This is a genomic window from Sphingomonas colocasiae (assembly GCF_019880585.1).
Taxonomy (GTDB): Bacteria; Pseudomonadota; Alphaproteobacteria; order Sphingomonadales; family Sphingomonadaceae; genus Sphingobium_A; species Sphingobium_A colocasiae.
Map to the genome: position 1 here is coordinate 337,300 of NZ_JAINVV010000011.1, position 22,715 is coordinate 360,014.

A 22,715-nucleotide genomic window follows, 5' to 3' on the forward strand; every position below is an offset into this window, starting at 1 on the left:
CTTATCCGGGCTTGCCAGGCACCAGCATCGTCCGCGCCCGCACGACAGCGTCGACCGCCCGCTTGCTGAAGGGCAGCTTCTGCATGCGCCCGGCGAGCCAGGGGCCATATTGGTCGCGATAATGCGGCGATGACGGATCGGCGGACTGACCGGGCAGGTTCAGATACAGGCTTTCGTCCCAATTGCCGACATCGATCACCTGCAGATAGCTGGCCCCGCCCGAGGTGCGATAGCCCTGTTTCGCCGCCACCCAGCGCGCATTGACCGTGAAATTGTCGCCGGGCGATTCCCCGCCCTCGATCGGCGGGAAGGCGGCGGCGATTTCGGGCAGGCGCGACAGCGGATGGGCGATCCGCACACGGTGGAGCGCGCCCCAGCGCCAGCGCGCCGGATCGTCGCCCATCAGCGTCTTCGCTTCGGCCCAGGCGGCGGCCAGCGCCTCGCCGAACAGTCGATCGCGCGTCGCCGCCCGGTCGGGCCCGAAGCGCGCATCGGGATCGCGCATCAGCCGGATCAGTTCGCCCGCCGCGATCGAGGGCACCAGCGCGCGCGCCTGTGTCGGCACGATCGCGTCGAGCACGCGCTTGCCGAGATCGGCCCACAGCATCTGGAACAAGGCCGCCTGCCCGCTATCGGCGTCGAGCCGCCCGTTCCAGCCGCGCAGCATGTCCGCCGCCGGCCTCGCGGCGGCGGCGGGCGCCGTCGGGATCAGCGCGCAAAGCTGGCGCGCGGGCGTGGACATCACATCCTGCTGCAGCGCCGCGCTGTCCGCCAGCGTGTGGCGCGGCTGCGCCTTCAGCACTTCGACGATGCGTTCGTAGCGATAGGGTTCGCGGAAGGAGAAGGCGAGCGGCCCCTGCGTCTTCGAATAATCGGCGGGCAGATTGTCCTGGTTGGCGGTCGCGAACCAGCCCTTGGCAGGGTTGTAGTCGCGCGGCAGCTTTTCCGCGCCATAGCGTCCAGTCCAGTCGTAGCGGCCATCGCCGGGCGCGGGCAGCAGCCCGTCATGCCCGCCGCCGCGGATCGGCGCGGCACCGATCACCTGCCAGCCATGATTGCCGTCGATATCGGCATAATGGAAATTGGTGGGCGACGGGTGCCATTTGAACGCGGCGCGCAGGCTTTCCCAATCGCGCGAAATATTGATCGCGATCATCGAGAAGCCGTCCATCGCGCCCGGCATCATCGTCACGCTGGCAAGCGCGGTCGCCCGCCGCCGTTTCGGATCGTGCAGCAGCACCGGTCCATGCACCGAATAGCGCAGGGTCACCCGGCGCGGTTCGGCGCCCTTCACCGCGATCGCCTCCTCGACGATCTCGAACCGCTTCCAGCCGCCGCCATGGCGATAGCGTTCGGGATCGGCGGGATCGAGTTCGAGTATGAACAGGTCGCTCTGGTCGTTGTGCGAATTGGTGCGGCCGAATGCGAAGCGATCGGTGTGGCCCTGCATGATGCCCGCCAGCCCCGGCGATCCGCCGCCGATCACGTCGAGCCCCGGCGCGGTCAGATGCGCCACATGGCGCGGCGCGAAGCCGCCGATGCCCAGATGCGGATCATTGGCCAGGATCGGCCGGCCGGTGGCGCTGCGCCCCGGCCCCACCGTCCATGCATTGGATCCGGCATTCGCCCCCTCGATCCGCGCGCCCGCCGGATCGCGCACATCGCGCACCGGGCTGGGCGTGGCGCCGAACGGCAGGCCGCCCTCCACCTGCCCGAGTATGCCCAGATCCGCCTCGGAGATCGCCGCCACGTCCAGCCCGTCGGGCACGCGCAGCCGCCAGGCCGGGCGCAGCGGCGCCACCAGCGTATCGAGTTCCAGCATCCCCAGCGCCGCCAGCCGCGCGCGGCGGATCTCGTCGTCGACATTGCCGATCGATGCGCCGCGTTCGGTGACGATGTCGCGCACGTCCCAACGCATCGGCGCGGCGCCCAGGATGCGATATTCGGCGGGCAGCAGCGCGGGATCGGCCGTCACCTCGTCGATGCGGGCATTGATGCCGGCGACATAGCCCTTCGCGCAGGCCAGCACTTCGGCGGGCAGCTTCGCCAGTTCGGCGTCCAGGTCGCCGCGATAATGGAACAGCCGCTCGGCATGATCGTGCGCGACGAAGGCGGGGCCGAACGCCTCGGCCAGCCGCCCCATGCCGCGCCGATGGCCCAGGTCGAGCTGGAACAGCCGGTCGCGCGCGACGACATAACCCTGGCCGAAAAAGGCGTCGGCCTTGCTCCGCGCGCGGATATGCGGAACGCCCCATTGATCGTCGAGGATCTCGATCGGCCCGGCCGCGCCCGTCACCGTCCGGGTCTTCACGCCCGCGTCCACCTTGCCCGCGCGCAACGCCGAAAGCGGCATCAACGCCGCCAATGAGCTTCCGGCCAGAAAGGCGCGACGGTCGAATTTCATGGCTGGTCCCTCCAATGGCCCTCGCGGCGCGCCGGTCGGCAAACCGGTCTTCGGTGCGGGAGAGGCTATCCAAAGCCGCCCTGCCATCCCATAACCAAGCAGAAGCCAGGCTATGCAACAAGGCTATCGCGCCGGTGCCGGCGAACTCGACTCGATCTGGATCCGTGATCCGCCCGCGCCATGCTCCAACAGGCCGATTCCGGATGCATCGGCATCCTCCAAATCGCGTTTTATGTAATTATGTTGCCTTTTTGCATCGCTTTCGGCGCAGTCCATACCCCCGGGTTATGGATGATGTAACGCAAAGAAACCCCTTCGGCTTGACTTGACCTGCCCGGGGCCGGACCATCCGGGCGGGACAGATGCCACGCCGACATAAGGGAGAAATCCGACGGCCCGTCCCGCCGAAACGGCGCGGCAGACAGAGGAGAAGATTATCGGGCTGCCGCCCGTAAGAAATTGCAAAGAAATGCAAATCATGAAGCGGCAGCGCACCCATTGCGACTCCGGCGAACGGCCGGGCGCATCGCGTTAGTATCAAGGGGGATTACCATGCAGTTTACCACGCACCATGCCGGCCGCCAGGTCCGCCGCCTCGCCACGCATGCCAGTCTGGCGGCGATCGCGCTGGCCGGGCTGATGCCCGTCGCCGCCCAGGCGCAGACCGAGGAGCCGCAGGCCGAAGCCGCGCGCGACGACATCATCGTCACCGGTTCGCGCATCCGCCGCGACGGTTTCGAGGCGCCGACGCCGGTGACCGTGGTTTCGCAGGAAGAACTGCAGAACCAGTCTCCGTCGAACAACATCGCCGATATCGTCAATCAGCTGCCCGCGCTCGCCGGTTCGACGCGCCCGGCCAACTCGCGCCTCAACCTGTCGAGCGGCCAGGCGGGCATCAACGCGCTCAACCTGCGCAACCTGGGCGAGACGCGCACGCTGGTGCTGCTCAACGGCCGCCGCTCGGTGGGCTCGACGATCACCGGCCTGGTCGACGTCAACACCATTCCGCAGGCGCTGGTGAAAAGCGTCGAGATCGTGACGGGCGGCGCTTCGGCGGCCTATGGTTCGGACGCCGTCGCCGGCGTCGCCAACTTCATCCTCGACAATAAATATACCGGGCTGAAGATCTCGGGCGACACCGGCATCACCACCTATGGCGACGGTTTCAACTATTCGTTCAGCGCGGCGGGCGGCATGTCGTTCGCGGGCGGACGCGGCCATATCCTGCTGAGCGGCGAAGTCGCGCATCGCGACGGCATCTTCGAGGTCGATCGCCCCTGGAACCAGACCGGCTATGTCCGCATCCAGGATCCGAACTGGACCACGAACAGCACCACCCCGCAATTCCTGATCCGGCGCCAGGTCGGCGCCGCGAACTCGACGCCCGGCGGCCTGATCACGGGCTCCAGCGGTGGCGTCGCCAACCGGCTGCGCGGCATCTATTTCGGCGATGGCGGATCGATCAACCAGTTCGTCTATGGCGGGCTGACCTTCCCCTCGCCCACCGGCAGCGCCGCGCCGACGCTTACCCAGGGCGGATCCTGGCAGGTCAATGATTCCGGCCGGCGCATCGGCCTGGATCCCGAAGACGACCGCTACGGCCTGTTCGGCCGGCTGAGCTTCGAGGTTTCCGACGGCGTCGAGCTGTTCGCCGAAGCATCGTACAACAAGCAGAAAGTGTTCTTCAACGCCGGCCCCAACCTGGCGACGGGCATCACGCTCCAGGCCAACAACGCCTTCCTGATCAACACGCTGGGCGCCGCGCAGCTCGCCGGCATCAACACCGTGACCCTGGCGACCACCGCCGCCGACCTGCCCTTCCGCGCGGTCGACAACCGCCGCGAGGTCCAGCGTTACCTGATCGGCGCGGAGGGCAAGTTCGAGGCGTTCGGCAGGACCGCGACCTGGGACATCTACGGCCAGTACGGCCGCGCCAAGATGCGCGAGCAGCTGCGCAACATCATGCATGTGAACCGGATGAACCAGGCGACCAACGCGGTGTTCGCGCTGGCGGGCAATCCCGGCGGCTATGCCGTGGGATCGATCCAGTGCGCGATCAACGTCGATGCCGATGCGGCCAACAACGATCCCAATTGCCGGCCGCTCAACCGGCTGGGCATCGGCGTCGCCGATCCCGCGGCGATCAACTATGTGCTCGGCAGCCCCTATCGCGACGAGGTGGCCGAACAATATGTGGCGGGCGGCAACCTGACGCTCACCCCCTTCACCACCTGGGCCGGCGACGTCAGCATCTCGACCGGCGCGGAATGGCGCAAGGAGAAGATCAGCGGTTTCGTGCCTGCTGAATTCCAGCCGATCATCAACGCCAACGGCACCACCACGAACCGCTGGTCGGTGGGCAATTATCTGCCCACCAACGGCGACTACAGCGTGAAGGAAGCCTATCTCGAAACCGTGGTGCCGCTGGGCTTCGGCCTGGAATTCAACGGCGCGGTGCGTGCGACCGATTATTCGACCGCGGGCTATGTCACCACCTGGAAGGCGGGCGCCACCTGGCAGCCGATCGAGGATATCCGCGTCCGCATCACGCGCTCGCGCGATATTCGCGCGCCCAACCTGAACGAACTCTATCAGGCGGGCGCCGCGAACAGCGACTCGGTGCGCAACCCGGCCTATAATCCGGCCGATCCGTCGAAGGGGCCGGCGACTTTCGGCTATTCGGCGACGGTGACCGGCAATACCGCGCTGAAGCCCGAAAAGGCGGATTCGTGGAATATCGGCGCGGTGGTCACGCCGCGCTTCATCCCCGGCTTCGCCTTCTCGGCCGACTATTTCCGCATCGACCTGAAGGACGCGATCGACACGCTCTCCGCGCAGGAGATCATCAATCGCTGCTATGAAGGCATCCAGGCCTTCTGCGACGCCATCACCGACGATCCGGCACGCTCGGCGCCGGGCCAGCCGTACAAGCTGTTCCGCAGCCAGCCGTTCAACTTCGCGAGCAAGCTGGTGCGCGGCATCGATTTCGACGCCTCGTACCGCGTGCCGCTGGATCAGCTGTTCGGCGGCGGCAAGGGCGTCTTCACGCTGCGCGGCGTGGCGACGCGCTATATCGACAACATCACCGATACGGGCGTCGCGGGTGTCGTGCCGCTCAACACGGTGGGCGTGAACGGTGGCCAGTACAGCACGCCGAAGTGGATCTTCCGCGCCAGCGCCAGCTATGACGACGAAAGCTTCTCGGCCACCGTCGTCGGCCGCGGCGTCAGCTCGGGCAAATATGCCGCCAACGGCATCGAGTGCCAGACCGGCTGCCCGCTTTCGACCACCCAGTTCCCGACCTATGACGACAATCATGTGAAGGGCACCTTCTACGTCGATCTCAACATCGCGCAGAAGGTGAATATGTGGGACAAGGGCGAAGGCCAGTTCTTCATCAACGTGACGAACCTGTTCAACAAGAGCGCGCTGCTGCTGCCCGAGACCGGGCTTGCCGCCAACAGCACCTTCTCGGACCTGCTCGGCCGTTCCTTCCGCGTCGGCTTCCGCATCCAGATGCGCTGACCCGAAAATCACGGCGCGTTTCGCCAAACGCGCCGTGGATTGCCTTACGGCTCCGTTCCGCATGGAACGGGGCCGTTTTCTTTGTCCACGCTTGAGAGGCAGGGCCGTATCGCCCCCGTCTTATTCCCCGTCTTCGACGGGCACTTTCAGGATGATCGCATCGCCGGCCTCGATCGGGCGCCCATCCTCGGTCCGCACGTCGAGCCGGACGGGCCGGCCGGTTTCGCGCTCGACCAGCCTGGAATGCGCTTCGCCGGCTGCGAACAGATGGCGCTCGCCCCATTGCCGCAACGCCACCATCACCGGAAAAAGATCGCGGCCCATCCGGGTCAGCCGATATTCCTGGTGCGCGCCGCCGCCGGGCGCGGATATCGTTTCCAATATGCCGCGATCGACCAGTGTGCGCAGCCGATCGGACAGGATGTTCCTGGCGATGCCCAGACTTTTCTGAAATTCGCCGAAACGCGCCAGCCCATCGAACGCATCGCGCACGATCAGCAACGACCACCAATCGCCGATCGCGTCGAGCGATCGTGCGCTTGGGCAATAATCTCCTTTGAGGCTCTTGCGCCTGACCATCCCGCTCCCTCTTCATACCAACCCGCACAGGGCGGCCGGCGCAATCATGGTTGCATCATAAAACCATTCTGATACCAATCAAATGGTTTCATCATTAAACCGAATCGAGGCTGATCACCATGCCGGTCCCGAATGAAGCGGCGTGCGCCAGCACCGCCGCGAATGCCGACGCGCGTGCGCCGAACCGTCCGTCCGCGCGCTCCCCCAATCCCGCCGCCGGCCTTTCGCCCGGCCTGACGCTGTTGTTCGCCGTCGCCAGCGGGCTTGCGGTCGCCAACGCCTATTTCGCGCATCCCCTGCTCGACATGATGGCCGACGATATCGGCCTGTCGCGCGCGCATGCCGGGTTGATCGTGGCGGCGACGCAACTGGGTTACGGCCTGGGATTGATCCTGCTGGTTCCCATCGGCGATCTTGTCGACCGACGCCGGCTGGTGATCGCCCAATCGCTGCTGTCGGTGCTCGCGCTGGTTGCGATCGCGTTCGCAACCGGCCCCGCGATGTTGCTGGCGACCATGGCAACGATGGGCCTGCTGGCGGTCGTCACCCAGGCGTTCGTCGCCTTCGCGGCAAGCCTCGCGCCGCCCGATGCGCGTGGACGGATCGTCGGGGCCGTCACCAGCGGGATCGTGATCGGCATATTGCTTGCGCGCACGATCGCCGGGGCGCTCACCGATCTCGCAGGCTGGCGCTCGGTCTATCTGGCATCGGCGCTGTCGACATTGTTGGTCGTCGCGCTGCTCTACAAGACGCTTCCCCGTCAGCCGAAGCCGGCATCGTCCATGCCTTATGCCAGGCTGATCGCGTCCCTGTTCGCACTGATCGCCACCGAACGCGTGCTGCTTGTCCGCGGCCTGATCGCGATGCTGATCTTCGCCGACATCACGACGCTGCTGACGCCGCTGGTGCTGCCGCTCAGCGCCCCGCCCTTTTCGCTGTCGCACGGCGCGATCGGCCTGTTCGGGCTGGCGGGCGTGGCCGGCGCGCTCGCCGCCGGCCGCGCCGGCCGATGGGCCGATCGCGGGCATGCGCAGCGCGTCACCGGTGCGGCGCTGTTGCTGATGTTCGCTGCCTGGGGGCCGATCGCCATGCTGCCCCATTCGATGCTGTGGCTGGTGCTCGGCGTCGTGATCGTCGATTTCGGGCTGCAGGCCGCGCATGTCACCAACCAGGCGATGATCTATCGCACCCGCCCGGAGGCGCAGAGCCGGCTGACCGCGGGATATATGCTCTTCTATGCGATCGGCAGCGCACTGGGCTCTTCTTCCTCGACAATCGTCTATGCGCATGCGGGCTGGGGCGGCATATGCATGCTGGGCGCCGGCATCGCGCTGGCGACGATCTTCCTGTGGGCGGCAACGCTGCAGGCGATGCCCGCAAGCGCCACGCGCGCGCTCTGACCCGGCATGGATGGCGGCGTCACGAAATGTTACACGGCCATCCGCGACATCAAGGCCGCCAGATGGTAACGCTTTGCCGATGCAGCTTTCCACTTTCCGCCTGCCGCTCGCCTGGCTGACGGTTGGCGCGGTGTTCGCCGCGCCCGCCATCGTCCCGGCCGCACTCTCTCCGATCCTCGCCGGCCTGCTCTTCATGTGGCTGCTCGGCATCATCTTCTGGTCCGCCTTCGGCGTCGTCCACGAAGCGGAGGAGCTGGCCGAAATCCTGGGCGAGCCCTTCGGCACATTGGTGCTGACGCTTTCGATCGTGATCATAGAGGTCGCGCTGATCTCGGCGGTGATGCTCAGCCCCAATGCCGTGCCGACGCTGGGGCGCGACACCATGTTCGCGGTGCTGATGATCGTGCTCAACGGCGTCGTCGGGCTGGGGCTGCTGGTGGGCGGATTGCGGCATCACCAGCAAAGCTTCAACCTGCAGGGCGCCAGCGCCTATCTCGCCGTCACCATCCCGCTCGCCGTCATCGCGCTGGTGCTGCCCAATTTCACGACATCCAGCGCGGGCGGCACCTTGTCCCCGCTTCAGTCCGGCCTGTTCTCGCTCCTCACCATCGCGCTGTACGGCATCTTCCTGTGGCTCCAGACCGGCCGGCATCGCGGTTTCTTCCAGCCCGAAGGCGGCGGAGAGGAATGGCAGGACGCCAGCGCGCTTCCGCATGTCGAGCATTCCGGTTCGCCCGGCCGGCACGTGCTGTTGCTGATCGCGAACATCCTGCCGATCGTCATCCTTTCCAAAGGCCTGGCGAAGCTGCTGGACGCGGGGATCGAGGCGCTGGCCGCGCCGACCGCGCTGGGCGGCATCATCATCGCCATGATCGTGTTCACGCCGGAGGGGATATCGGCGTTGCGCGCGATCGCGGCGAACCAGTTGACGCGCGCGATCAATCTCTGCCTGGGCGCCGCCACCTCCACGCTGGGGCTGACGGTACCCGCCGTGCTGCTGATCGGCCTGCTCAGCGGGCAGCCCGTCATCCTCGGCCTGTCCGCCGCGAACATGGTGCTGCTGGCGATGACGCTGGTGCTCAACGGCGTCACCTTTTCAGGCGCGCGCACCTCCATGCTCGAAGGCGCGGTCCATCTTTCGCTGTTCGCGACCTTCCTGATCCTCGTCTTCAGCCCCTAGGGCCGGTCGCCATTCAGCCCATACCGGCCTTGAGAGTTCGCTCACCAGGCGTAGCGCACCGATGCCATCACCGTCCGCGCCGCGCCGTAATAGCAGCTATTGTTGAACGGGCAGGCCGTCACATGCTTCTTGTCGAGCAGGTTGGCGGCGTTGACCGCCAGGGTGACGCCCTCCATCGCGGGTGAGAGGCGGCCGAGATCGTAACCGATCAGCGCGTCGACCAGCAGGAAGCTCTTGGTGGTGAAGCGCTGGAAGGTGGTGACGTTGTTGATCACGGCATAGCTGGTCGTGCCGTCCGAACCGCCGACATAGCGCGCCCCGCCGCCGAGCGTGAGGCCGGCGAGCCCGCCCGAGACATTGCCCGACTTGCCGAAATCATAGGAGAGGAAGGTCGATGCGATCCATTTGGGCGTGCCGAGCTGGCGGGTGCCGGTGGTGGTCGGCGTGCCGCTGTTGGTGGCGGTGGGCGCCACCGCCGGCGTGCCCTGGGTGATGATCGCGTCGGTATAGCTGAGCGCCGCCACCACGTCGAAGCCGGGCACCACCTCGCCCCGCCCTTCCAGTTCGGCGCCGCGCACGCGCACCTCGCCGATCTGGATCTGCGCATTGGCCGGGATTCCGCCGGTGCCCGCGCGCGGATCGCCGACGGGCACGTTCTGGCGGCGGAGATCGTAGACCGACAGGGTGAACAGCGCATTGGTGCCGGCGGGCTGATATTTGACGCCCGCTTCGTACTGGCGGCCGGTCACCGGATCGAAGGGCTCGCCCAGATAGGTGGCGCCCGCCTGCGGCTCGAACGATTCCGAATAGCTGACATAGGGCGAGACGCCGAAGGGGAATTCGTAGAGCGCGCCCAGCCGCATGGTGAAGGCGGTCTGCGACAGGGTGGTCACCGCGCTGTTGCGCTTGTTGAGCGTGATCTGGTCGTACCAGTCGTAACGGCCGCTGGCGATCAGCTGGAGCCGGCCGATCTCGATCTGATCCTGGATATAGATGCCGGTCTGGTCGCGCTTGCCGAAGGTGTTCACATAGGCTGAGGAGAGCTGGGTCAGGTCGAATGTCGGCAGCACCCCGCCATAAACGGGCGCAAACAGCTTCAGATTGGGGATGCTGGTCAGCGGATTGGCGGAAACGCCGGTGTTGAACTGCTGAACATTCTCGCCCGCGATATGCTGATAGTCGATGCCGACCAGCAGATTGTGCCTGATCCCGCCCGTCTCGAACTTGGCGTTCAGATTATTGTCGAGCGTCAGCGTATCGAAATCCTCGTCGGCGCCGCCGCCGCCGCGGATGATCGTGGTGAAATCGCTGTTGCGCGCGGCCCCCGTGCCCGTCGTCGCGAAACCGCCGACATAAAGCTGGCGATAGCTGAGCGTGTTGTTCTGGAAACGCGCGCTGGAACGGAACGCCAGATGCTCGTTGAACTCGTGGCGGAACAAGGCCGCGATCGATTTGGCGCGGTGATCGTAACGCTCATAGCCCGGATCGCCGGTGTTGATGTCGCGCGGCAGTTCGCCGCCCGGATTGGGCAGCACCGATCCATAGGCCGGCACGCCCGAATAACCGCCGCCGCTGGGCGAGCGCTGATAGGTGGCGATGATCGTCAGGCTGGTCGCCGGATCGGGCGCGAAGGTCAGCATAGGGCTGACATGCCAGCGCTCCGCGAAGGTGCCCTGGGTCAGCCCGTCGCTCTTCTGCCAGCCGGCGACGATCCGCGACAGGATCCGCCCTTCGGCATCGAGCGGCAGGTTGATGTCGCCCGCCGCGCGCCAGCTGTCGTAATTGCCCGCCTGCAGTTCGATCCGGCCCGATGCCGTCGCCTCCGGCATCTTGCTCGTCAGGTTGACGAGGCCGCCCGGCGTGGAATTGCCGTAGAGCACCGATGCCGGCCCCTTGACCACGTCGATATGGTCGATCCGGTTGAAATCGATCTGCGGCATCGAATAGGGGCCGGCGAGCAGACGCATGCCGTCCAGGAAGACGCCGGGCGCGAAGCCGCGCAGGATCAACTGGTCGTAACGCGTCACCATGCCGCCGCGCTGATTGGCCGACACGCCCGCGACATAGCCCAGCGCCTGGTTGATCGACTGGACGTTGCGGCGCGTCAGTTCCTCGCTGTCGATGATGGTGATCGTCTGCGGCGTTTCCAGCAGCGGCGTATCGGTCTTGGTGCCCGCGCCCGTCTGCTTCTCGCGCAGGCCGGTGACGATGATCGTGTCGGCGCGCGCCGTCTCGTCGGCACTGTCGTCGGGCGCCTGCTGGGCATGGGCCGCGATCGGCGAAAGCAATGCCAGAACAGCGATCAGCGCGCGGCCCGAATGGACAATCCGCCCCCGATTCGAATTGACGATCACGACTGACACTCCATGTTGATAACGATTCGCAGTTGCTGCTAAAGAGCAAGATGTTGCGGCGCAAGAGTCGAAGCATGACGGGGCAGGAAACGGCGTGAGAAGCGCGGGGACATCGAAGGGGCGGGCACAATCGCCACGCGCGGGCTTGGCCATGGCCGCGCGCGCAAGCACGGCACTGGTCGGCGGCTATGCCGCGGCATCGGGGCTCGCCGCACTGCTCGCGCGATTGCTTCCGGTCGCGCGCGTCGAGGCGACGGGCTGGGCGCTGATCCTGTCGTTCCTGTTCTATGCCGTCATCGGCCTGTGGTGCTTTCATGAGCCGCGCCTGTCGCGCGTCGCCGGGCTTGTCTGGGGCCTCGCCGCGTTCTCGATCGCGGCCGCCATGCTGCTGGGCGTACGGCCATGAGCGCAAAACCGGCCAGGGAAACCGGCCTGCGCCAATCGATGGCATGGATCCACACCTGGCTTGGACTGCTTGCCGGATGGATATTGTTCGCGATGTTCCTGACCGGCACCGCCAGCTATTTCCGGCCGGAGATCACGCGCTGGATGCAGCCGGAGATCGAGCTCCAGTCAGCATCGCCCGAGCGTGCCGCACAGACGGCGATCGCGCATATGCAGGCGACGCATCCGCAGGACGAGCAATGGACCATCTATCTGCCGGACGAGCGGACGGTGGGTACGCGCATCTTCACGCGCGCGCGTGAAAATCCCGATCCCAAGGCGCCAAAGCCGCCGCGCACGCCGGAGATCCGCCTGGATCCGGCGACGGGCAAGACGGTCGCCGCGCGCGAGACGCGCGGCGGCGAGCATTTCTACCGCTTTCATTTCCAGCTCCAGATCCCGCATCCCTGGGGCCGCTGGCTCGCCGGACTGTGCGCGATCTTCATGCTGGCCGCGATCGTCTCGGGCGTGATCACCCACAAGCGCATCTTCGCCGACTTCTTCACCCTGCGCTGGCGCAAGGGGCAGCGAAGCTGGCTCGACGCGCATAACGTCTCGGCCGTGCTCGCGCTGCCTTTCCATGCGATGATCACCTATACCGGGCTGATCACGCTGATGCTGATGTACATGCCCTGGCCGATCGCCGCCAATTACGCGGAACCATCGGCCTTCACCGCCGAAGCCTATGGTCGCGACGAGGAGAGCGAGGCCTCGGGCCGCCCCGCACCGCTGACCGACATCGCCCCGCTGCTGCGCGCCGCGACCCGGGAATGGCATGGCGGTGCACCCGCGCGCATCACCGTCCGCAATCCCAATGACGCGGCGGCGACGATCACCGTGGCGCGCGACAGCGCGGACACGCTCAATGCGCGCGGCCAGTCGATCATCTATTCGGGCGTCACCGGCGCGCGCCTCTCCGCCTCCGCCCCGCCGGGGCCTGCGATCGAGACGGCGGGGGTGATGCTGGGCCTGCATCTCGGCCATTTCGCGAGACCCTTCCTGCGCTGGGCCTATTTCCTGCTCGGCCTTGCCGGCACCGCGATGGTCGGCACCGGGCTGATGCTGTGGACGGCCAAGCGCGGCAAGCCGGGCGCCCTGCCCTTTTTCGGCTATCGCCTGGTGCAGCGCCTCAATATCGGCGCGATCGCCTGCCTGCCGGCGGGCATGGCGGCCTTCCTGCTCGCCAACCGGCTGATCCCGGCGGCGCTGCCGGGGCGGCAGGACATGGAGGTCGCGGCGATGTTCTGGGTCTGGTTCGGCCTGGCCGCTGCCTCGCTGATCCGCCCGGTGCGGCGCGCCTGGATCGAAACGCTGACGATCGCGGCGACGTTGTGCGCGGCGGTGCCGGTGGTCAACGCGGTCACCACTGATCGCGGACTGATGCGCTCGATCATGACCGGCGACGGGCTGTTCGTCGCGTTCGACATCGTCATGCTGGCAAGCGCCGCGCTGCTCGGTTTCACGGCGTGGCAGGCGGCGCGCCGGCCCGCATCCTTGCCGAGCAACCGCCGTCCCCCGGCGCCGATCGCCGCCACCGCGCGCGAGGTGGCCGATGCCGCTTGAGATCGCCTGTCTGGGCTATGCCGGCCTCGCCAGCCTGGCGCGGGCCAGCCACCGCCATCGCAAGGCCGCGCCGCGCGGTCCGCTCGCCTCGCCGCGATCGGCGCGGGCGGCGGGCTGGGCGCTGATCGCCGCCTCGTGCATCGCGGCGTTCCTCCGCTTCGGCCCCTTCCAGGGCAGCATCGCCTGGATCGGCCTGCTGAGTCTAAGCGGCATCGCGCTGGTCCTCGCCATGTCGCGCTGGCCGGACAGGGCGTTGCAGGCCTGGCTGCCCGTGCTGGCGCTCGCGGTGCCGCTCGCGCTGGCGTAGGGGCAAAAACCCCTATTCTCCGCCCCACACGTCACCCCAACGCAGGCTGGGGTCTTCCCCAGAATCAAGTGCGATCTGGTTGGCAGACCCCAGCCCTCGCCAAAGGCGAGGCCTGTCCTGAGCGCCTGCTTGCAGGCAGTCGAAGGGCTGGGGTGACGTGTGGGATAAGGACCAGCAAACCTTGTCGCTCCAGCGAAAGCTGGAGCCCATGCGATCCGTCCGCTTCAGCAAAGTTCCAGGCCTTGCCTAGGCTCCAGCTTTCGCGGGGGCGACAGGAGGAGGTGAAAAATCACCCCCTCCCCCTTCATCACGCCGCCGCCAGCGCCCGTTCCAGATCCGCCACCAGATCGTCCGGATGCTCGATGCCGATCGAAAGCCGTATCGTGGAGTCGAGCACGCCGATCCGCTCGCGCACCTCCACCGGCACGCCCGAATGCGTCATCGTCGCCGGATGGCTGGCGAGCGATTCCGTGCCACCCAGGCTGACCGCCAGCTTCATGATGCGCAGCGCATTGAGGAAGCGGAACGCCGCCGCCTGCCCGCCGACGATATCGAAGGCGAAGGTGGAGCCCGCCCCGGTGCATTGCGTCGCGAAAGCACGGCCTGTCGGCGTATCGGGCGCCGCGAAGGGCAGATAATGGATCGCGGCCACCTTGGCATGGCCGGCGAGATGCTCCGCCACCGCGCGCGCGTTCGCCGCCGCACGCTCCATGCGGATGCCCAATGTTTCGAGCGATCGGCCGAGCATCCAGCAGCTATGCGGATCGAGCTGGGTGCCGATCGAGCTGCGCAACTGCTTGACCCGCTTGATCAGGGCCGCCGATCCCAGTGCCGCCCCGGCGATCAGGTCCGAATGGCCGCCGACATATTTGGTGAGCGAGTACAGCGAAATATCCGCGCCGTGCTCGATCGGGCGCTGATGGACCGGGCCGAGAAGCGTGTTGTCGCACGCCAGCACCGGGCGATGGCCGTCCTGCGCCACGCCGATCCGGTCCGCGATCCGCGCCATCATCGCCAGATCGACCAGGCTGTTGGTGGGATTGGCCGGCGTCTCGATCAATATCGCCGATACGCGCCCCTTGGCGCAGGCGGCGTCCGCGGCAACCTGGACCGCTGCTTCATCGAGACCGTCGGAGAAGCCGACGCCCGAAATATCCATCTCCGCCAGCGTCTTGGCGATCAACACTTCCGTGCCGCCGTAAAGCGGCTGCGAATGGAGGACGACGTCGCCGGGGCGGACGAATGCCAGCAATGTCGTGGCGATCGCCGACATGCCCGACGAGAAGAGCGCGCACGCCTCGGTCCGCTCGTAGACGGACAGGCGATCCTCGACGATCTCGCTATTGGGATGGTTGAAGCGCGAATAGACCAGGCCCGACTGGCGCCCCGCCGGCGGCTCCTTGCGGCCCGACGCATAGTCGAAGAAATCGCGGCCTTCCTCCGCCGAACGGAACACGAAGGTGGAGGTGAGGAATACCGGCGGCTTCACCGCGCCTTCGGACAATTGGGGATCATAGCCGTAATTGAGCATCTGGGTTTCGGGATGCAGCGGATGATCGCCGATATGCGTCTCGTACGGGTGCGGCGCGGTCATGGTCTCTCCTGGAGTGGCTGGTGGACGATGCACGCAATTTATCGATAATCACGGCACAGGTGCTTGCCAATTCGGCCGATCATTCGCATTGATCGAGCAACGTTCATCGATATCAGGCCAGTCATGCAGCAGAAAATTGCCGACCCCATCGATCGCCGAATCCTGAAGGCCCTGATCGCCGATGCGCGGATCAGCAATGCCGACCTGGCCGAACGCGTCGGCCTGTCTCCCTCCCCGTGCCTGCGCCGTGTCCGCCGCATGGAGGAAGCCGGAATCATCCGCGGCTACACCGCCCGCGTCGACCCGGCGGTGGACGGCTGGACGATGAGTGCGATCCTCGTCATCCGGCTGAGCCGCCAGCATGAGGACGAGATCGACATGTTCGAGGATGCGGTGCGCGGCTGGGACGAGGTGATCGAATGCCATCTCGTCGCCGGCACGCCCGATTATGTGCTCAAGGTGATGAGCAGCGGCCTCGACAGCTATGAGCGCTTTATCAAGGAAAAGGTCGCCCGCCTGAAATGCGTGGCGTCGATCGAGACCAATTTCGTGATGAGCACGATCAAGGAGCGGCGGGCTTAGGGAAATCCTGATAGTTCTCAATAAAAAATAATTGCAACTAATTGAAATATCTAATCCAGCACGTCACCCCAGCGCAGGCTGGGGTCTGCCAACCAGATCGCTCTTTATCCTGTGGCAGACCCCAGCCCTCGCCAAAGGCGAGGCCTGTCCTGAGCGCCTGCTTGCAGGCAGTCGAAGGGCTGGGGTGACGTGCTGGGCTTAAAAGGAAAACACCGTCGCTCCAGCGACAGGAAGGGCTCGCGTTTTGAGCCAAACCCACCCCCGTGACACACCCCGGCAATCCCGCTTATTCTCCCCGGCATCCACCGAACGGAGCGCCTGCCATGATGCGTCTTTCCGGCCCCCTCAAAGCCCTGCTCTGCGCCGCGCTCGCCATCGGCGCGCAGGCCGCGATGGCCAAGGCGCCGCCGGGCAAACATATCGTGCTGATCGGCGGGCGCGAAAGCCATGCGCCGGGCGAACATGCCCATCCCGACGGCATCCGCGTGCTGAAGGCATTGATCGAGACCTCCCCCGATCTGCGCGGCGTCAGCGTGGACGCCTATCCCGAGGGCTGGCCGGACGACCCGGCGGCGCTGGAGCACGCCGCCACCATCATCTGGTATTTCGACGGGCTGGCGCGCCACCCGCTCAACGATCCCGCCCGGCGCGAACAATTCGGCCGGCTGATGAAAAAGGGCGTTGGCCTCGTCACGCTCCACCAGTCCTCCACGCTTTCGCCCGACGACCGCGCCATCCCCCTGCCCGCCTGGCTCGGCGCCGCGCGCTACGGCATGCTCAACCGCACCGATGAACTGGCCGAACTCACGCCCGCCCGCCATCCGACGATGCAGGGCGTGCGCCCCTTCCGCTACAAGGACGAATTCTATCCGACATTGCGCTTCGATACCGGCCATGGCCGATCGGTGCCGGTGCTCAGCGGTCCGCTCGGCATCCAGTTCCAGTCGGGCAAGACCGTCGCGATCGCGCCCGAAACGCGAACCGTCGCCTGGGCCTATGAGCGCGACGGCGGCGGCCGCGCCTTCCTGTTCACCGGTGCCCATTATCTGAACGCCTTCGACGAACCCGATCTCCGCCGGATGCTGCTCAACGCGATCGTCTGGACCGCCGGCATGCCGGTGCCCCGAAACGGCGTCCGGTCGCTCGCGCCCGTACAGGCGATGGGTTCCGCTCAGCCGCGATAGGGCGTCCCGTCGCGGTGGCGATAACCCGGCTCGCCCGGCCGGGCGATCATGTCGATATCGGGATAGTCGCATGCATCCACACCCGGCCGACGCGAGCCGAGTTCGAGATAGACGGCGTCGCGCGCTCCCCGGTTCTGCAGGCAATGGCCGTTGCGTACCCCGGCCTTCCAGCCGATACAGTCGCCGGCGACAAGGCGGTGATCGCCATCCTCTTCGACCGCGATCACCTCTCCCTCCAGCACCATCACGAATTCGTCCTCATGGCTGTGCCAGTGGCGCTGGCTGGACCATGTGCCCGGCGGCAGGCGGACGAGATTGACGCCGAAATCGGTCAGCCCGACGGCGTCGCCCAGCCGCCGCCACGTCGATCCCAGGCAGATCGCGCGAAAGACGTCGGGATAGTCGCATCCGGTTTCCACCGGCACCGATGCGATATCGATCCTGGGCATTGCATATCGCTCCTCTCCATATCGTCGGCATCCAACCCGCAACGGCGCGATCGGATCCGGCGCCGGCGATGATCAATAGCTCGTCGTGAAGCCGATCAGGCGAAAGGCGAGTGCCGTCCATAGGAGGATCGCGGCCGACATGACGAGGGCGACGTTCCACAGGCGTGCCGGCCAGGCGCTATCGCGTGCCCATGCCAGTCGCAGATTCCAGAGCGACGCAGCAAAGGCGGCCGGAAAAACGAGCAGGCTGGCGATCTGCATGAACCAGAGGATGACGTCGATATCGATCGGCAACGACTGTGCGCCATGTTCGTTGACCGCGGCGCTGATCGCCACGCCCCATCCGACGAGCGTCAGCAGCGCCAATGCCGCCATGATCCGGATCACGAGATAGGCGCGCCGTTCGGGCGGCTGCAGATCGAGCGATGCGCCATGGCGGCGGCGGACCAGTGCGGCGACGGGCCAGAGGATCAGCATCGCCGCGAATGCGCAGAGCGCGCCATACAGGCCGGGGACAAGCCAGGCCGCCGATGCCCACCATGGCGCCCGATCGAACACGATGATCGGCGCGGCGCCATCGATGCTGAAGCGCACTGGACGCCCCGCCTCCAGCTTCGCGGCGAGCCGCTCGCCGCTGTCGGCATCGCGCCAGACGAAAGGCGCGATCTCGATCCATTTGCGTGGAGCGCCGTTCGGCCCCTTGAACGGGGCCTCGATCGATCCGTCATGTCCCACGTCGAGCGTGAGCTGCGAGAAGAGATTGACGATCCTCATGAAATTGCTGTCCCAGCGCCGGGAACTGATCCAGTTGCCCGCCATCATTCGCGCGTGGAGCGCCGCCGTGCCCGGATCGATCGGCCTGCCGCCCGCCTGCCGGGAGAAATAGCGATCAGCGAAGCCCGTTCGCACCGCGTCGATCAGCGCCGCCGAACCACCCGCGACGCCATTGCTGTTCACCGCGACGAACACGCCGATATTCCGGTCGAGGAACAGATTGAGATCGGTATGGAACGCGCCGGTATCACCGCTATGCGCGATCACCCGCTGGCCGTTGATGTCGTTCTCCCAGAAACCCAGCACCATGCGGTGCAATGGCGGCAGCAACGACATCGGCGTGCCATGCATAGCCATGGCGGTTCGCGGGCGCAATATGGCGCGGCCTTCGAAAGCACCGTTCTGGAGATGCGCGATCATGAACCGCGCCATGTCGCCCGCCGTGGCGGTCAGCGCGCCCGCCGGCGGCAGCCCGATGATCTCGAAAGGCTTGGGCGCTCCGTCGCTCGCGTCATAGCCTTGAGACATGTCGCCGCGCCAGGCCGGGGGAAGCGGCTGACGGAAGGTCGCGCGCGTCATGCCCAGCGGCGCGAAGATATGGCGGTCCACATAGGATTCGAACGGCTCACCCGAAACGCGCTCGACGATATAGCCGGCCAGGGCGGCGCCATAATTCGAATAGGCGGGGGTCGTACCCGCCTTGTAGATCCGTCGCGGCTGAATGGCCTTCAGCCGCGCGCCGAGCGGAACGATATAGGCGGGATCGGTGAAGACGATGCCCTTGGCGGTTTCCTCGAAACCGGCGCTATGCGTCATCAGATGGCGCAGGGTCACCGGCCCGTCCGGGCGCCGCGAAATCGGGAAATCGAGATAGCGGCTGATATCCGCATCCAGATCGAGCCTGCCCTGCTCGACCAGTTGCATCACCGCGGTCCAGACGACCGGCTTGGCGAGCGATCCCATGCGGAACAGCGTCCGTTCCGGCAGTACCGGCCGTCCCCTGGCGACATCGCCATGTCCGTAGCCTTTCTGGACCAGCACCTGGCCGTCCTTCACGATTACCACCACCGCACCGGCGACGCCGCCCCGTTTCAGCGCGATCGGCACCAGTCCGTCGAGCCAGGCCTCCGCATCGATCCGGTCGAGCGGCCGCAGCATGTCTGAATGCGCGGGCGCAGCATTGGGCAAGGCCTTCGCCATTGCAGGCTGGGCGACGAGCACCAGCATCCAGAACAGGACGGACAGGATCTTGGGCATGATGTTCACTCGATTTCCGCAAGGGCCCCCGCCAGGCGAGGCCGGGACGGCGACGCCGGCAACCGGCATCGCCGCGATGGGCCGGGGTCGTTTCAGAACGACGCGCGAATGCCGGTCGTGAAATAGCGGCCGACAATGTCGTAATGCACCGGATTGGGGTTCAGCGGCGGCGCGCGGTCGAACAGGTTGTTGACGTTGCCGAACCAGCTCAGGCGACGTTTGGCATCCGAAAGGATCCGATATTCGAAGCCGAGATCGACATAGGTCCGGGCATCGATATGGTTGTTCGCGATCGAGAGGTTTTTGTCGATCGCGCCTTTGCCGACATAGCGCGCGCGCAGATTCACCGTCAGGTCGCGATCGCTGTAGGTGGCGCTCGCCACGCCGCGCCAGCGCGGCACCGCCAGCACTTCGGATCCGAGATCGCCCAGCGCATCGATCCGCGAAACGCCGTCGTCATTGATATATTTGTCGACATGATTGGCGATCAGCCGGAACTGGATGCGCCCGGGGAGCGTGGACGACAGAGCCGTGAGGTCGGTCTCGTAGGACAGCTCGAAATCGATCCCGCGCGCCTCGAAACGGGCGAGATTGATGAGCGCGGCATTGGTCGAAACGATGTTACCCGCCCCGTCACGCGCGATCAGTCCGCACAGATCAGCATTTCCGCCCACGCAGCGATTGACGATATCCTGCGCCGAGATCGCCTTGATCGCGCCGCTGATGTCGATCGAATAATAGTCGGCCGACAGATTCAGCCCCGGCGCCCATTTCGGCGAATAGATAGCGCCGAGCGTCAATGTGTTCGCGGTTTCGGGCTTCAGGTCGCGGTTGCCGCCGGTGAACTGGACGATCTGGACCTGCGTGTCCTTCACCGGATCGAATATGCTGGTATGCAGCGTATCGCGTGCCGAGAAGAGTTCGGAGACGTTAGGCGAGCGAATATCGCGTGACCGGGTCGCGCGCAGGCGAAGGTCGTCGGTCACCTGATTGGTGAGGCCGATTTTCCACGAAAAGATGCCGCCGCTGGTGGAATAGTCGCTGAAACGGACCGCGCCGTTGAGCTCCAGCGCCTTGAACAGGGGCACGTCCTTGACGAGCGGGACGACCGTCTCGAAAAACCCTTCGCGAACCGAAACTCCGCCCGAAAGCCCCGAGGCGTTGATCGAAGCGAAGCGCAGCCCGGCCGACAGCGGATCGATGGTCAGCCGCGCCGATTCCCGTCGCCATTCGGCGCCGGCAGCGACCGAAACCGGTCCCGCCCAGAGCGAGAACGGTTCGCCCCGGATGCTCGCCGCCGCGACATGGAGTTGCCCCCTGGTGTTGGCGAACAGATCGCCCTGGATATAACGCAGGGCTTCGGCCGACGGTGCCCCTTCGCCGAACAGGTCGATGGGCACGCACGCGGTGGTGGGCACGGTCAGCGCCGAACGGCAGATCGGCCGCCCCGTCACCGGATGGATCACCGAATCCACCGACTCCAGAAAATTGGACGCGATCCGCAGCTTCTGAAGCTGCACGATCGATCGCGTCACGCCATAGGTGTAGTAGGCGTCCCATTTCCAGCCATCGCCAAGGCTGCCGTCGAGACCGATCGTGCCCTGCGTCGATCGGCGCCGCGTATCCGCGCGTACCAGTCCGAAATCGGCATTGTATCGGCCCATGATGAAGCCCGCCTCCGCCGGATCCTGGCCCGGTGCGACGATCGCCGCGCGCACCGCGGCCGGCAGGAAGGCATTGTCGCCACGGATGAACAGATCGGCGAAGTTGGAATCCGGCCGCGTGTCGGAAACGCTCCTGACATCGGCGTGCGACGCATCGAAGGAAAGGCGGATGTCGTCGCCAAGCGCATAGGTGGCCCGGCCATAGGCGGTTATCCTGCGGACCGGCGCGGACAGCGCCGAACCGTCGTCGAACGACGGCGCGTCGTCGCTCGTCGTATAGGCGCCCGAAACGATCGCGCCATAATCGAACGGCGCCAGCGCGCCGCCGCGCAGGAACTGCTGGCCCGCGAGCGGCCCCGAAAGGATCAGCCCGCCACGGCTCAGGATCGAGAAGCCCACATTGGGCACGGTCACGAACAGCGGCCGCCCATTCTCCTCGGTCGCATCGGGATCGCGGATCAACGCCCAGCGCCCCACCCTGCCCCGGCTGGTCTTGGGCCGGATCGCGCTGGTCTCGACATAGTCGGCGGCAACGCTCAGATGGCCGCGTCCATCCGCGAAATCGGTGCCGAAGGAGCCGCCGAGCTTGTATTCGTCACCGTCTCCGCGTGACGACACGCCATATTGGGCGCTCAGGTCGAGCCCCTTGCGGCGATCGTCGAGGATGATGTTGACGACGCCGGCCACCGCGCCCGAACCCCAGGCGGCGGACGCGCCCCCGGTCACCACCTCGACGCGTTCGACGAGCGAAAACGGCACGTCGTTCAGGTCGACCGTGCCGCCGCTGCCGCTCGATATCGGCCTGCGGCCGTTGATCAGCACCAGCGTCCGGACAGACCCGAGACCGCGTAGATCGGCGGTGGCGGAGCCGGTATTGGTGGTGGTGGTCGTCGTCGTGGGAGAGTCGGTCGATCGGAATTGCGGTATGTCCCCCAGCACATTGGCGATATTGGTCCGCCCGCCCTGCGCCAGTTCGGCGGGGCCGACCACGGTGGTGGGGGTCGGCGCGACGAAACCGTCCCGCCTGATGCGCGACGCGGTCACGACGATCTCTTCGCCCGTCTCCTCGCCGCTTCGCGCCCGCGCGGTCTCGTCGGTGGATTGCGCCATGGCCGGGCCGGCCAGAAGAGCGAAGGCAAGCGGCAGCGCACCGGCCCAGGCGGCTCGTCCTCCACGGCGCATACGGGTCATCGATCTGGTTTTCATGAACCTCTCCCCTGTTTTCCGATGTGATCATGCTGATGCGCGGCGCGGCCGTCGGTCGTGGCGGAACACGGGCGCGCGCAAGACTCTCCAGCCATCACCGGCTGGCGCGACAATGATGTGCGAATTTATTTGAGCAGATGCCGAAGTTGATTTCGGATCATGGCCTGCTCATGCTTTTTCCAGGATAGCTTTCGAGAAGACCGCGAAAATGACGACACCCTGTTCCGATCGCATATCGCGATCGGAAAC

General features: G+C 66.2%; 15 protein-coding genes. 8 read left to right on the forward strand and 7 right to left on the reverse strand.

Annotated elements, in window-relative coordinates; genetic code table 11:
- Position 1 precedes the first annotated feature (1 nt).
- On the reverse strand, positions 2-2,404 hold the full coding sequence (locus K7G82_RS23200) for a penicillin acylase family protein (protein WP_222992328.1): 2,403 nt from the start codon (positions 2,402-2,404) through the stop codon (positions 2-4).
- Between the two features lie 552 nt (positions 2,405-2,956).
- Between K7G82_RS23200 and K7G82_RS23205 the strand changes: the two genes are divergently transcribed.
- Positions 2,957-5,929 (forward strand): TonB-dependent receptor plug domain-containing protein, encoded by a 2,973-nt coding sequence (locus tag K7G82_RS23205; protein ID WP_222992329.1) that lies wholly within the window; start codon positions 2,957-2,959, stop codon positions 5,927-5,929.
- Between the two features lie 120 nt (positions 5,930-6,049).
- On the opposite strand, the gene K7G82_RS23210 is transcribed toward K7G82_RS23205, so the two are convergent.
- Complete coding sequence (locus K7G82_RS23210) at positions 6,050-6,508, reverse strand: winged helix-turn-helix transcriptional regulator (protein WP_222992330.1); 459 nt, start codon at positions 6,506-6,508, stop codon at positions 6,050-6,052.
- 119 nt (positions 6,509-6,627) lie between these two features.
- Here K7G82_RS23210 and K7G82_RS23215 point away from each other — a divergent pair, with 119 nt between their 5' ends.
- Positions 6,628-7,908, forward strand: a complete 1,281-nt coding sequence (locus K7G82_RS23215) for an MFS transporter (protein WP_222992331.1) — start codon at positions 6,628-6,630, stop codon at positions 7,906-7,908.
- Between the two features lie 79 nt (positions 7,909-7,987).
- A complete protein-coding gene (locus tag K7G82_RS23220) occupies positions 7,988-9,088 on the forward strand; it encodes a calcium:cation antiporter (protein ID WP_222992332.1) in 1,101 nt (366 codons plus the stop codon).
- A gap of 41 nt (positions 9,089-9,129) precedes the next feature.
- Here K7G82_RS23220 and K7G82_RS23225 read toward each other — a convergent pair whose 3' ends face one another.
- A complete protein-coding gene (locus K7G82_RS23225; RefSeq protein WP_222992333.1) occupies positions 9,130-11,442 on the reverse strand; it encodes a TonB-dependent siderophore receptor in 2,313 nt (770 codons plus the stop codon).
- A gap of 151 nt (positions 11,443-11,593) precedes the next feature.
- Here K7G82_RS23225 and K7G82_RS23230 point away from each other — a divergent pair, with 151 nt between their 5' ends.
- Genes K7G82_RS23230 through K7G82_RS23240 form a run of 3 tightly spaced genes read left to right on the forward strand, consistent with a single transcriptional unit; the run spans position 11,594 to position 13,756 of the window.
- On the forward strand, positions 11,594-11,848 hold the full coding sequence (locus tag K7G82_RS23230) for a hypothetical protein (RefSeq protein ID WP_222992334.1): 255 nt from the start codon (positions 11,594-11,596) through the stop codon (positions 11,846-11,848).
- The gene (locus tag K7G82_RS23235; protein ID WP_222992335.1) at positions 11,845-13,449 is read left to right on the forward strand and encodes a PepSY-associated TM helix domain-containing protein; all 1,605 of its coding nucleotides are present in this window, start codon (positions 11,845-11,847) and stop codon (positions 13,447-13,449) included. The genes K7G82_RS23230 and K7G82_RS23235 overlap by 4 nt, the downstream gene beginning before the upstream one ends.
- Positions 13,439-13,756: a DUF3325 domain-containing protein gene (locus K7G82_RS23240; RefSeq protein WP_222992336.1), complete on the forward strand. Its 318-nt coding sequence runs from the start codon at positions 13,439-13,441 to the stop codon at positions 13,754-13,756. Before K7G82_RS23235 ends, K7G82_RS23240 begins: the two co-directional genes overlap by 11 nt.
- Positions 13,757-14,063: 307 nt before the next feature.
- On the opposite strand, the gene K7G82_RS23245 is transcribed toward K7G82_RS23240, so the two are convergent.
- On the reverse strand, positions 14,064-15,350 hold the full coding sequence (locus K7G82_RS23245; protein ID WP_222992337.1) for a cystathionine gamma-synthase family protein: 1,287 nt from the start codon (positions 15,348-15,350) through the stop codon (positions 14,064-14,066).
- 123 nt (positions 15,351-15,473) lie between these two features.
- Here K7G82_RS23245 and K7G82_RS23250 point away from each other — a divergent pair, with 123 nt between their 5' ends.
- Positions 15,474-15,932: an Lrp/AsnC family transcriptional regulator gene (locus tag K7G82_RS23250; protein ID WP_222992338.1), complete on the forward strand. Its 459-nt coding sequence runs from the start codon at positions 15,474-15,476 to the stop codon at positions 15,930-15,932.
- A 323-nt stretch (positions 15,933-16,255) separates the two neighbouring features.
- The gene (locus tag K7G82_RS23255; RefSeq protein ID WP_222992339.1) at positions 16,256-17,116 is read left to right on the forward strand and encodes a ThuA domain-containing protein; all 861 of its coding nucleotides are present in this window, start codon (positions 16,256-16,258) and stop codon (positions 17,114-17,116) included.
- Here K7G82_RS23255 and K7G82_RS23260 read toward each other — a convergent pair.
- From K7G82_RS23260 to K7G82_RS23270, 3 genes are all read right to left on the reverse strand, one after another.
- Positions 17,104-17,565, reverse strand: coding sequence for a cupin domain-containing protein (locus K7G82_RS23260; RefSeq protein ID WP_222992340.1), 462 nt, complete (start codon positions 17,563-17,565; stop codon positions 17,104-17,106). The genes K7G82_RS23255 and K7G82_RS23260 overlap by 13 nt on opposite strands.
- A 72-nt stretch (positions 17,566-17,637) precedes the next feature.
- The gene (locus K7G82_RS23265; protein ID WP_222992341.1) at positions 17,638-19,596 is read right to left on the reverse strand and encodes a serine hydrolase domain-containing protein; all 1,959 of its coding nucleotides are present in this window, start codon (positions 19,594-19,596) and stop codon (positions 17,638-17,640) included.
- Positions 19,597-19,688: 92 nt separating this feature from the next.
- On the reverse strand, positions 19,689-22,466 hold the full coding sequence (locus K7G82_RS23270) for a TonB-dependent receptor plug domain-containing protein (RefSeq protein ID WP_222992342.1): 2,778 nt from the start codon (positions 22,464-22,466) through the stop codon (positions 19,689-19,691).
- Positions 22,467-22,715: the final 249 nt, after the last annotated feature.

What these genes read in the sequence shown, in the direction of transcription:
- K7G82_RS23255 (WP_222992339.1), top strand. Translation starts at nt 16,256, where the DNA reads ATGATGCGTCTTTCCGGCCCCCTCAAAGCCCTGCTCTGCGCCGCGCTC.
- K7G82_RS23205 (WP_222992329.1), top strand. Translation starts at nt 2,957, where the DNA reads ATGCAGTTTACCACGCACCATGCCGGCCGCCAGGTCCGCCGCCTCGCC.
- K7G82_RS23240 (WP_222992336.1), top strand. Translation starts at nt 13,439, where the DNA reads ATGCCGCTTGAGATCGCCTGTCTGGGCTATGCCGGCCTCGCCAGCCTG.
- K7G82_RS23265 (WP_222992341.1), bottom strand. Translation starts at nt 19,596, where the DNA reads ATGCCCAAGATCCTGTCCGTCCTGTTCTGGATGCTGGTGCTCGTCGCC.
- K7G82_RS23215 (WP_222992331.1), top strand. Translation starts at nt 6,628, where the DNA reads ATGCCGGTCCCGAATGAAGCGGCGTGCGCCAGCACCGCCGCGAATGCC.
- K7G82_RS23250 (WP_222992338.1), top strand. Translation starts at nt 15,474, where the DNA reads ATGCAGCAGAAAATTGCCGACCCCATCGATCGCCGAATCCTGAAGGCC.
- K7G82_RS23220 (WP_222992332.1), top strand. Translation starts at nt 7,988, where the DNA reads ATGCAGCTTTCCACTTTCCGCCTGCCGCTCGCCTGGCTGACGGTTGGC.
- K7G82_RS23245 (WP_222992337.1), bottom strand. Translation starts at nt 15,350, where the DNA reads ATGACCGCGCCGCACCCGTACGAGACGCATATCGGCGATCATCCGCTG.
- K7G82_RS23200 (WP_222992328.1), bottom strand. Translation starts at nt 2,404, where the DNA reads ATGAAATTCGACCGTCGCGCCTTTCTGGCCGGAAGCTCATTGGCGGCG.
- K7G82_RS23210 (WP_222992330.1), bottom strand. Translation starts at nt 6,508, where the DNA reads ATGGTCAGGCGCAAGAGCCTCAAAGGAGATTATTGCCCAAGCGCACGA.
- K7G82_RS23230 (WP_222992334.1), top strand. Translation starts at nt 11,594, where the DNA reads ATGGCCGCGCGCGCAAGCACGGCACTGGTCGGCGGCTATGCCGCGGCA.
- K7G82_RS23235 (WP_222992335.1), top strand. Translation starts at nt 11,845, where the DNA reads ATGAGCGCAAAACCGGCCAGGGAAACCGGCCTGCGCCAATCGATGGCA.
- K7G82_RS23270 (WP_222992342.1), bottom strand. Translation starts at nt 22,466, where the DNA reads ATGAAAACCAGATCGATGACCCGTATGCGCCGTGGAGGACGAGCCGCC.
- K7G82_RS23260 (WP_222992340.1), bottom strand. Translation starts at nt 17,565, where the DNA reads ATGCCCAGGATCGATATCGCATCGGTGCCGGTGGAAACCGGATGCGAC.